Annotated in this window: 9 protein-coding genes and 1 pseudogene; 9 read left to right on the forward strand and 1 reads right to left on the reverse strand. The window is 67.4% G+C overall.

All coding sequences use genetic code 11. The features are described from left to right. Nucleotides 1–123 precede the first annotated feature (123 nt). Nucleotides 124–390: a transposase gene (locus ACR807_RS19260; protein ID WP_438922725.1), complete on the reverse strand. Its 267-nt coding sequence runs from the start codon at nt 388–390 to the stop codon at nt 124–126. Between the two features lie 405 nt (nt 391–795). Here ACR807_RS19260 and ACR807_RS19265 point away from each other — a divergent pair. The 9 genes and pseudogenes from ACR807_RS19265 (at nt 796) to ACR807_RS19305 (ending at nt 9,505) form a co-directional block, all read left to right on the forward strand. Further along, nucleotides 796–1,555: pseudogene (locus tag ACR807_RS19265) on the forward strand (transposase family protein). 133 nt (nt 1,556–1,688) lie between these two features. Beyond that, complete coding sequence (locus tag ACR807_RS19270) at nt 1,689–3,212, forward strand: hypothetical protein (RefSeq protein ID WP_438922726.1); 1,524 nt, start codon at nt 1,689–1,691, stop codon at nt 3,210–3,212. Nucleotides 3,213–3,246: 34 nt separating this feature from the next. Next, nucleotides 3,247–3,540, forward strand: a complete 294-nt coding sequence (locus ACR807_RS19275; protein WP_438922727.1) for a transposase — start codon at nt 3,247–3,249, stop codon at nt 3,538–3,540. Beyond that, entirely contained in the window at nt 3,537–4,421 is an 885-nt protein-coding gene (locus ACR807_RS19280; protein ID WP_438922728.1) for an IS3 family transposase, read from the forward strand. Before ACR807_RS19275 ends, ACR807_RS19280 begins: the two co-directional genes overlap by 4 nt. Nucleotides 4,422–4,501: 80 nt before the next feature. Further along, on the forward strand, nt 4,502–4,906 hold the full coding sequence (locus ACR807_RS19285; RefSeq protein WP_438922729.1) for a hypothetical protein: 405 nt from the start codon (nt 4,502–4,504) through the stop codon (nt 4,904–4,906). A 329-nt stretch (nt 4,907–5,235) separates the two neighbouring features. Continuing rightward, nucleotides 5,236–6,288 (forward strand): AcrVA2 family anti-CRISPR protein, encoded by a 1,053-nt coding sequence (locus ACR807_RS19290; RefSeq protein WP_438922730.1) that lies wholly within the window; start codon nt 5,236–5,238, stop codon nt 6,286–6,288. Nucleotides 6,289–6,330: 42 nt separating this feature from the next. After that, nucleotides 6,331–6,621, forward strand: coding sequence for a hypothetical protein (locus tag ACR807_RS19295; RefSeq protein WP_438922731.1), 291 nt, complete (start codon nt 6,331–6,333; stop codon nt 6,619–6,621). Nucleotides 6,622–6,840: 219 nt separating this feature from the next. Then, nucleotides 6,841–7,431: a hypothetical protein gene (locus ACR807_RS19300; RefSeq protein ID WP_438922732.1), complete on the forward strand. Its 591-nt coding sequence runs from the start codon at nt 6,841–6,843 to the stop codon at nt 7,429–7,431. Nucleotides 7,432–8,266: 835 nt separating this feature from the next. Continuing rightward, complete coding sequence (locus tag ACR807_RS19305) at nt 8,267–9,505, forward strand: hypothetical protein (RefSeq protein ID WP_438922733.1); 1,239 nt, start codon at nt 8,267–8,269, stop codon at nt 9,503–9,505. The last annotated feature ends 59 nt before the right edge of the window (nt 9,506–9,564 follow it).

Here is a 9,564-nt window from a genome sequence, read left to right on the forward strand (position 1 = left end):
CTCTGCTGGTCAGTTTATTTCCAAAAGGTTGTGCTCGTCATGCTGTGATTCAGCGCCTTCTGTGGTCGGCGGTCGATCAGTTCGCCGATTTCCACATGCGATATGAGTTCGACGGTGGTGGGTTCACCGCTCAAGTCGATGGGGAGCAGTTCGTGGGTCGTGCGCTTGAGGTTGATCACGAGTTCGGTGGCCGAACCGCTCGTAGAGTGTCTGCCACGGCCCGAACCGCTCCGGCACCTCCCGCCAGGGCACGCCCACCGGGTACTTGTAGGCGATGCCCTCGATCGCCTGACGGTGATCACGCCACCGCTCACCCCGACGCGGCGAATGATCCGGCAACAACGGCTCCAGCACCGCCCACGCCGCATCCGGCATCAATTGCTTGCCCATGACCGGAACTCTGCCGGACCTCAACATCAAGATCCGTCAGACACGCCCTAGCTGGCGCGAGGCTGCCTTGCTGTCTCCGCCGGGAGCGGTGCGGAACCCGGCGGACGTCAGGTTGCACCCTTCTCCGGAGAGGGCGATGGCCGGATCATCCGGGCCCGGATCGAGAGCTGCCTGCTTCGACGCGGCGTCTCGCCACCGGGCGCACTTAACTGTAGTCGCTTGTAGGTGTGGGCTCCATGGCTTCTTCCGCCACGACATGCGGCTGCGTTCCCCGAGCCTGTAGAGCAAATCCATCACTGAGTCCTTTCCGATCTGATGGCGTGGGCGGTGACCGTGGTGCAGCATTGCGAAGCTCCTGGTAGATGACTTCTCGACCATGAGCAAGGCCATCGCCAGGAGCTTCGAGTGCTTGTCCGCCTATCAGCGATCGACCTGTCCAGTTCACACCTTCAGTTCCTGGCCCGGGAACTGACCACGCACCGGCGCCGGATCGGCAGCAGGTGGCGCAGGCTGGTTCCCGGACGCCAAGCCCTGCTGGTGCTGGCGCATCTGCGTCGCGGCGACACCTACAGCCGCCTTGCCGCGGGGGCGGCGTCGGCCTGGCCACTGTCTGCCGCTACATCCACGAAGCTGTCCAACTCCTGGCGGCACTGGCACCGGACCTGGCCGACGCGCTGAAAGTCGCCACACGCAAGGCATACGTCATCCCCGACGGCACCCTGCTGCCCATCGACCGCATCGCCGCCGACCGGCCGTACTACTCGGGAAACAGAAACGCCACGGCATGAACGTCCAAGTCCTCGCCGACCCGGCCGGGCGACTGCTCTGGACCTCGCCCACACTGCCAGGCGCGGCCCACGATCTGACCTCGGCCCGCGCCCACGGCATCGTGGACGCCTTGGCCGGAGCGGCCATCCCATGCTGGGCGGACAAGGCCTGCCGGGGAACCGGCAGTCCAATCCGCGTGCCCTATCGCGGCAAGTGGCACAACCTCTCGCCCGGTCAGCAGGCTGTCAACCGCTCACATGCCCGCATCTGCGCCCTCGGCGAACGATCCGTCTCGATCCTGAAGGCCTGGCGGCTGCTGCGCAGACTCCGCTGCTTCACGACCCGCACCACCGACCTGACCAGAGCCGTCCTCACGCTTCACCTCGACGCTGGATGAGGTTGGAAAGGGCTCACTGATAGCGGATCCCCCGGCAGCGGTCACGTGGAATCGCTAACGCTTGGGGATGGCGATTCGAAATACGGCTGAGCGGCCGCCGCGGCCGCCATCGTTGATCATGTATGGGTAGGGCATGGAGGAAACGCTGATTGGGGTAGTGGGTTGGTTGGTCGCCGCCCTGTCTGGATTGGCGACCGTTGTGGTGACCATGGTCGCCGTCGTGCAGCAACGTCGGGTGCAGCGTGGCGTCTTGCGCCTTACGGTCGGCGTGACCTGCATGATCCTGGGGCTCTTCGCGGTGGCGATGGCGGCGGTGCCGCTGTACACCCAGGACCTATCGCCGCTCGCGGGAACCGGCGTGAAGTTCGCAGCACTGGCTGCTGCCGGGGTGGTGCTCAGCATCATCGGTGCGACGGTCGTCCTGCTTGCCCCCAGCATCGACCGGCACGACATGCAGGAGGTGCTCGCGGCGGTCGAACTCCGGATCGAGCAGAGCGAGCGGCGTGATCGCATCGATCGTCGGCACCAGGTCGACCTCGGCGTGCGGCGCATGGACGAGCCTGTAGGACGGCCGCCGAGAAGCCTGTCCGTCTCGACGCTTGTCGCTGGCGGAGTGACGTTCCTGTGCGGCGGTCGCGGGTCGGGCAAGACGGCGGTGCTCCGCCGGTTCGCCCTTGACTGGTGCCGGCGGTCCTTCCACCGGCGCAAGCCGCGGGACCTCGTGGTGTATGTCGAGGTGCGCGCGTTGGAGAGCATCACCGTGGGCGCGATCCGGCGGCATCTTACTGAAGGATTCGACGACGCCGTGGTGGGGGAGAAGCTCGGGAAGTACCTCGACGACAGGACCGGCCGCCACCGGTGGCTGTTCGCGTTCGACATCGGCGACGATCTGACCCTCGACCAGGCAGCAAAGTACGCGGCGGCGGTCGGAGAGTTCCTGCGCACCAGGCACCGGGACCGGGCCGTGATCGCGATGCGCACGCCACCGCCGAACGCTGACGTCGTCCTCGCGGTCGGCGAGCTGACGGCGCTGTCAAGCTTGCGACTATTGCAGCGCCATGGCATCACGATATCGACGCATGCGGCCCTGCTCGACCGGCTGCACACCGATCCGGAGTTCGTCGAGCTGCGGCGGGAAGTGGCCTTGTTCAGCGGCCTCGCGTCGTACTGGGCGACGGCGCCATTCCGGGGCGAATCCCGGAAGGAGGTGATTGACGGCTTCCTTGCGTCCCGGTTTGATCTGGCAGGGTACCTCGGCGAAGACCTTGCCGCGAGAGTGGCGCACGCGGAAGAGGCGGCGTTTCGTCTGATCGTCGATCCGAACGCAGCTGTCGGTGCCAATAGCGTAGCGGCCGTCGTCGTGGCTGACCTCGGTCGATTCGAGGGAACGACATTCCGTTTCCGGAGCCCACTTACCCAGGCTCACCTGGCCGCCCGCTACGTCCTGCGGCAGAACCCGGAGATCGACGTTGACGCGCTCCTGGACGATGCTGATGGGCGTGCGATGTTGGTGGCCGCGTTGCGAAGCCCCGATGGAGCCGTGCGGGACGAGCTCATCACGCGGCTCGCGCGCCGAGTTCAAGACCACCAGCTCGACACTGCCAGAGCAGACGGACTGGTACCAGGTGAGGTTGTCCCCTTGAACCGGACGCCTTGATCCCAGACAGCGTTCTGGGGGAAGGATGTCCTCCGTGTCAGGTAAGTCGAAGTACCCCGAGCAGTTCCGCAGGGACGCCGTCGAGCTGGCCCGTTCGTCGGACCGGCCGTTGCGGCAGGTCGCCCGTGAGCTGGGCGTGAACCACGAGACGCTGCGCAACTGGGTCCGCACCGCCGAACAGGCCCAGGTCGCTGCGCCGGTGGGCGGTGTGTCGGCCGATGAGCGCCAGGAGCTGCGGGAACTGCGCAAGCGGGTGGCCGAGTTGGAGTTGGAGAAGGACATCCTGCGTAAGGCGGCCGCGTATTTTGCACGGGAGATGGGTCGTTGACCCGCAGCTACCGGTTCATCTCCGAACATCGCGCCGTCTTCGGCGTCACCCGGCTGTGCAGGGTCCTGGGCGTGCGACGCCCCGGGTTCTACGAGTGGCTCGCCGCCGCCCCGACCAGGGCGGAGCGGGCGAAGGCGGACGAGGAGTTGGCCGCCGAGATCGCCGAGGTGCACGCGGGTCACCGGGGCGCCTACGGGCGTCCGCGGATCGTCGTCGCGCTGCGCCGCCGAGGCCGTCGGGTGAACCACAAGCGGGTCGGGCGGGTCATGCGCGAGCGCGGGGTCGTCGGTCTCACCCGCCGACGCCGCAGGTCGCTGACCAGGCCTGATGCAGTCGCGGCGCCGGTACCGGACCTGATCGGCCGCGACTTCACCGCCCCGGCCCCGGGCAGGCGGCTGGTCGGGGACATAACCTACCTGCCCACGCGGGAGGGGTGGCTCTACCTGGCCACGGTGATAGACCTGCACAACCGCGAGGTCGTCGGGCACGCGATGGCCGACCACATGCGCGCCGAGCTGGTCCGCGACGCCCTCGACCTCGCCGTCCGACGCGGCCTGACCGGCGACGGCGCGGCCTTTCACGCCGACCGCGGCTCGCAATACACCTCCGGACTGTTCCGCTCCGCCCTCGCCGGTCACGGCATCCGGCCATCGGTGGGGCGGACCGGGTCGTGCTTCGACAACGCGGTCGCGGAATCGTTCTTCGCCACCCTCAAGACCGAGATCGGCACAACGGTGTGGGACACCCGCGACGACGCCCGCAGGGACGTGTTCGCCTACCTGGGCTACTACAACCACGACCGTCTACATTCGACACTCGGCTACCGCACCCCGCACGAAGCCCGCATCGGCTATCGTCAAGGTCTCACTCTCGTGGCATGAAATCCGGTGTCCGGTCATCGGGGACAACCTCAACGTTCGACCGGTGCAGGCACACGCTACTGCGCTGGGCACGCCGACCAGTGGGCATCAGGGTCTTCCACAACCTCAGCGACCGCGCGATGCTGTCCGGCTACCTGGGGCAGCCGGTCGTCGAGGTCCTCGTCTACCACGAGCCGCCGGCATCGCGCACTCGTGACGTGGACCTGGTCGAGTCGGCTTTCCAGCTGTGCAACGTCGGGGACGACCCCCAGTTCGGCGAGCCCGACCAGCGCGCCATCCGCTACCGCAACCGGGGAAACCGGTCGCTGTCCATCGGCGACATCGTCGCGGTCGACGGACGCTTCTACGCCTGCCAGCGCATCGGGTGGCGCCGCATCACGGCACCGACGCAGGTGCACGAACGCCGTCATGGCACCACGCCACTGCACCACGACCAGCGTCCCGTGCCGGGAACCGATCCGCGGTCACCCGAAGCTCAACACTGACTCCGCCGCTGCACCACTCCGTCTCGGCTGCCGAGCACGCTTGCACGGTCGGACGTGCCGACGCCGCACGCCGGGACACAGTGCGTCCTGACGGCATCCTGCACCACAGTCGCTTCGCCGCGGCATGCCCACCGGACGCCGACGAAAGCAGTCGCCGATCCCGAACACGGCGGCAGCAGCGGCGGTCCACCTACTTCGCGTACCGCTTCCGGAACAGCACCTCCACCTCACGGGCCCCGGCTTCGGCCGGGGCCCGTGGTGCTTGCACGCCGCGTGCAGCCCCGCGCCTCCTCAGCCACTCCTTCGCCTTTCGGGAGTCACACACCGTCATGCCTTTCAACCCCGACACCGGTATCTGGGATAGCACCTACACCGCACCCGCGCCCCACGACCTGCCCGCTGTGCGTCTCTACCTGCGCGAGTTCTTCGCCCAGCCGGAAGCGTTGGCCTTCCACACCCAGATGGTCAAGGAAGGTCGCTTCTCACTCGACCTGATCCGCTCACCCCGTCCGGAGCGGGCGGCGCGGCTCATCCTCGACGGTGAACGCGAACGGCTGGCCGAGGCCGCCCTGTACTGGGTTTCCCCGGAGATGACCCAGGTCGCCACAGCGGCGGCCAGCACGCTGCCTGAAGACCTGCGTATCGACGAGACCCACCAGCCGGCCGAGCAGGGGTTCATCGTCTTCGCGGAACCCATCGGTTCCTACCTCGGGGACGTGCTGGGTGACCGGCGCGTCGACATCGCCGCCGCCTCGTGGGGGCCACTGGTGGGCAAGCCCGATGCCACCGGGGTGACCTTCTACAGCGTCCGCGACCTGGACTACGTCCGCTACTCCCTGACCCGGATCTTCGGCCAGCCACCCAAGCGCGCCGAACTCGACGCCGCGATCAGGACCACCCCTGAGTGGCTGTGGGACAACGAGATCACCCTGCACCACGGCAGCACCATCGCCGACCTTCACCTCATCCAGGAGTTGAGCACGCTCCTGATCGGTCAGGCCGTCGTGCCGTGGCTGAAGGTGCTCTACGCCGCCTGGCTGCTGATGACCCAGCCGGGCATCAGCCAGACCGAGCACGTCACGCCCAACCGCCGCCTCCAGCGCCGCAGTACCCGTGAAGGCATGCGCACCTCCGAGGTCCGCATCGTGCACGTACACCGCCGCCACCGGGACAAGCCCACCGACGACCAGTCGTCCGGCACCGATGAGCGCCGGTACACGGTGCGCTGGCTGGTTCGCGGCCACTGGCGCAACCAACCCCACGGCCCTGGCCGGTCTCTGCGCCGCCTCGTCTGGATCAACCCACAGATCAGAGGCCCCCAGGACAAGCCGCTCAAGACCGGACAGACCGTGAACGTGTGGGACCGACCCACGAACCGGTGAGACATCCCAAGCTCCACGACACCCTCCAGGAGGCACAGCGGTATGCCCCGTTCCCACGTTCCGGCCACGACAGCCTGCGGTGACGAAGTCGTCGTACTGCACGACCGGCCGGTCGACTTCCACGGCCTCGCCCGCGAGTACGTCCATCCGGACCGGCGGGTGGTACAGGTGCCCGACCGCATCTGGCCCGCCGAACGTCCCGAAGTCTGCACCGATGACTCACCGACCGGCGTGTGGTTCGACCGCCACGGCCGCCCAGTCGACTCCGACGCATCGGATCTCGCCGCAGGAGTCTTCCTGCTGTGTCCCGGCTGCGGCCTGGACAACACGTAGGCGCCGCCCGCCGACACCGAATGCAACTGCCGCTCACACCCGACGTCGAAAGCGGCCCGGCTCAACACGTCCGTCCGAGCTGGAGAACCACCTCACACGACAGCGCCTCGGCTCCTGCAACAGCACGGGGCCAGTACCCGCCGGCCGCACCCAGCTTCCACCGGTGTGGCTGCCCCAGCGGACAGCCACACGGATCATTCACCGAAGGGACCTCACGCCATGGACAACTCGGTCACGGAGTTGACAGCCAGGATCCAGCAGCTGCTCGCCACCGCCTCTGGCCACGATTCAGCCGTCGAGCCGCCCAGCCCGAACGCGGCTACCGTCACCTCAGAGCCACGGCCGCGCTCCCGGCTCGGCATGTTCTGCCACGCCGACCAGCTGCACTTCCTCACCCTGCCCGGTAGTCGAGACGAACTCGCCCAGCTGCCGATCGGGCTGGTCGGCGATCCCCACGCCGACCGCATCCACGTCGTCCGCGGCATCGACTTCTGGATCGGCGACCGCAGCCTGCGCAATCACCTACCCAACCCTGCCGCCACCATTGTGCTCAACGACCTGCTCGACGACATCATCATCGGCGCCTACGCCGCCGGAGACGACGACCGCGCCTTCGTCCGCCGACTGCTTGCCGCGGACAGGCCGCGAATCTCCGGACCGTGCCTGCTCCTGGGACGGGACGAGACGACGGACACCACCACGGGACTACCAGAGGAATTCCTCGACTGGTTGCAGCGCAAGGCAACCCAGGCCGTGGTCGGCCTGGTCGAGACGTTGGCTGCGGACGATGGAACACATGCCAGCGAGTAGCCCGCGGTGTTCCGCCCACCGCACCGGGGAACGGGCGGACGATCTTAAGGGCTTGCCGCTGTGGTGACTGTGACCGGCAGGAACATCCGCCACTCGGACGCCCCGGCGGAAGAGGTGGCCGATCCGGAGAACCTCGGGACAGATGTCGAGGGCGTGCCTGGCCGAAGCCAGGCACGCCCCGTGTCACCCGCGGAAGCCCGAAGGCTTACCACCGCCAGGCAGTGGCTCGACCAAGACCACGGGGACAACGCATCAGGACGACACAGGCTCCTAAGGGCCTATCCCGATGCGCTACGCGGTTCAGTGTAGCGACCCAATGGATCGTCACCACAGCCCTGGTGCCTCAAGGCACCATCACGCTCTCAAGAGGCTCTGAACTGGCGTTTTGCCATATCCCCAGTTGCATACGCGACCAAGTGAAAGCCGTCTCGGAACCGCGCGTCGCCATCGCCCCCCTCGTGCCTTGAGGCTGCCATGTCGCTCCGACCGCATCAAGGCACCCAAAAATAATTCTTCTCCGCAAGCTCCGAACAATTATTTTTGGGGCCCACCTTGACCCGGTCTACGCGACACGAAACCGGCACTACGCGAGGGGGGCGGGAGAAAAAGGGTTAGCCACCATTCCCACCGGTCTCCTCAATGCGTGCGGCTCACGTTTGTTGAAGCAAAAGCGCAGGTCAGAGCACCCACCTGACACGGTAACGTTTCAACAACGAGAATGGTCTGCGCATTTCTTTGTCTTGCGAACCGCAACCATGACGGATAGGATTAAAACCGTAAGAAATACCGGGAAGACCAAGCCCGGTGGACACAAATTCCTAACCCGAGGTTATTCATGTCGCAGCTCGGTTCCGTCCCCGCAGCGCTCGCCGATGTCGCTTCCCTGGTCAGGGCCGGTGATCTGGCCGCCGCCAAGCGTCGTGTTCGCACCGTGGTCAACAACACCGACCCCGAGACGCTGGCCTTGATGGGCAAGTGCGCCGCCACGCTGAGCAGCTACCCCTACGGCATCGCGATTGCGAAGCTGCGCAACGCGTGGCAGCGCACCACCAGCCCTGAACACCGCGCCGTCATCGCCGCCTGTGTCCCCGACCAGGACCCCGGCCTCTACCGCCCGCACACCGACACCGCCGACGCGCCCCGCTACGGTCACGGCAACTACCAGGCCCCCCGCAACAGCAGCACCCGCAACGACCGCAGCGCCCGCCGCACCGTGCCCCAGCAGCGCCAGCACGCCCGCGCACAGGAAGACTCGCCCGTCGTCACCCAGTACATGACCACACGCGCCGGAGTGGACGACGCCCCCTCGCCCGCAGCACGCCCCATCGCGTACGAACTGGACTATGACAAGGCCGCTGTTGCCGACCTACGCACCCGCCCGTGCGTGTGGTGCGCAGGGGAACGCGCGGTTGCCGACATTCGTACCGAACGCGTCGAAGCCGGACACGGTGACGACGGGCTGTGCACCGAGTGCCGTTCGCTCGACCGCCCCGGCATCCCCGAGCTGTCCACCGGCCACACCTACGCCGACGCCATCCGCGCCCGATGCGCCTACCACGTCACGCACAACGGCATGCCCACCGTGCGCGCCGAGTGGCGACGCGCCATGCGGAACCACCGCCGCCTTACGGCCATCACGATTGAAGAGTGGGTGAAGGGCTACCAGGATCGGCAGGGCACCGTCACCGTTGCCGAGGGCGTGCCCTGCTGCGCTCACTGTGACGCGAACCTGAACAACACCCCCAACCCCCTCGACGTACCGAACCAGCACGACGAGCGCAACGCGCCGCATGACCCGCGCTACTGCTCCCGAGCGTGCGCCGACGCCGCCACCGCCCCCGAGGACACTCCCGAACTCCAGCCGCAGCGCGAGCAGGAACAGGAGTCCGAGCCGCAGCCCGACGCGGAACCGGACTCGAATCCCGAGCCGCAGCCGGAGCGCGTCCCCACGGTGGACGGTGGTCCGTGTGGGACGTGCGGAGAGGTGAAGCAGGTCCGGCAGGGTTTGTGCCTCGACTGCCGGCGGTTGGAGCAGGAGACCGCCCAGCAGCAGGCCGAACCGGTGGCCGCGTGAGCCAGTGAGCCGCCGGCGGACGGGGGCGACCCGTCCGCCCCCCGAACCCATGGTCGCGC

The organism is Saccharothrix sabaoui, from assembly GCF_051756985.1.
In the GTDB taxonomy this organism is placed as follows: domain Bacteria; phylum Actinomycetota; class Actinomycetes; order Mycobacteriales; family Pseudonocardiaceae; genus Actinosynnema.

What these genes read in the sequence shown, in the direction of transcription:
- ACR807_RS19260 (WP_438922725.1), bottom strand. Translation starts at nt 390, where the DNA reads ATGGGCAAGCAATTGATGCCGGATGCGGCGTGGGCGGTGCTGGAGCCG.
- ACR807_RS19270 (WP_438922726.1), top strand. Translation starts at nt 1,689, where the DNA reads ATGGAGGAAACGCTGATTGGGGTAGTGGGTTGGTTGGTCGCCGCCCTG.
- ACR807_RS19290 (WP_438922730.1), top strand. Translation starts at nt 5,236, where the DNA reads ATGCCTTTCAACCCCGACACCGGTATCTGGGATAGCACCTACACCGCA.
- ACR807_RS19295 (WP_438922731.1), top strand. Translation starts at nt 6,331, where the DNA reads ATGCCCCGTTCCCACGTTCCGGCCACGACAGCCTGCGGTGACGAAGTC.
- ACR807_RS19300 (WP_438922732.1), top strand. Translation starts at nt 6,841, where the DNA reads ATGGACAACTCGGTCACGGAGTTGACAGCCAGGATCCAGCAGCTGCTC.
- ACR807_RS19305 (WP_438922733.1), top strand. Translation starts at nt 8,267, where the DNA reads ATGTCGCAGCTCGGTTCCGTCCCCGCAGCGCTCGCCGATGTCGCTTCC.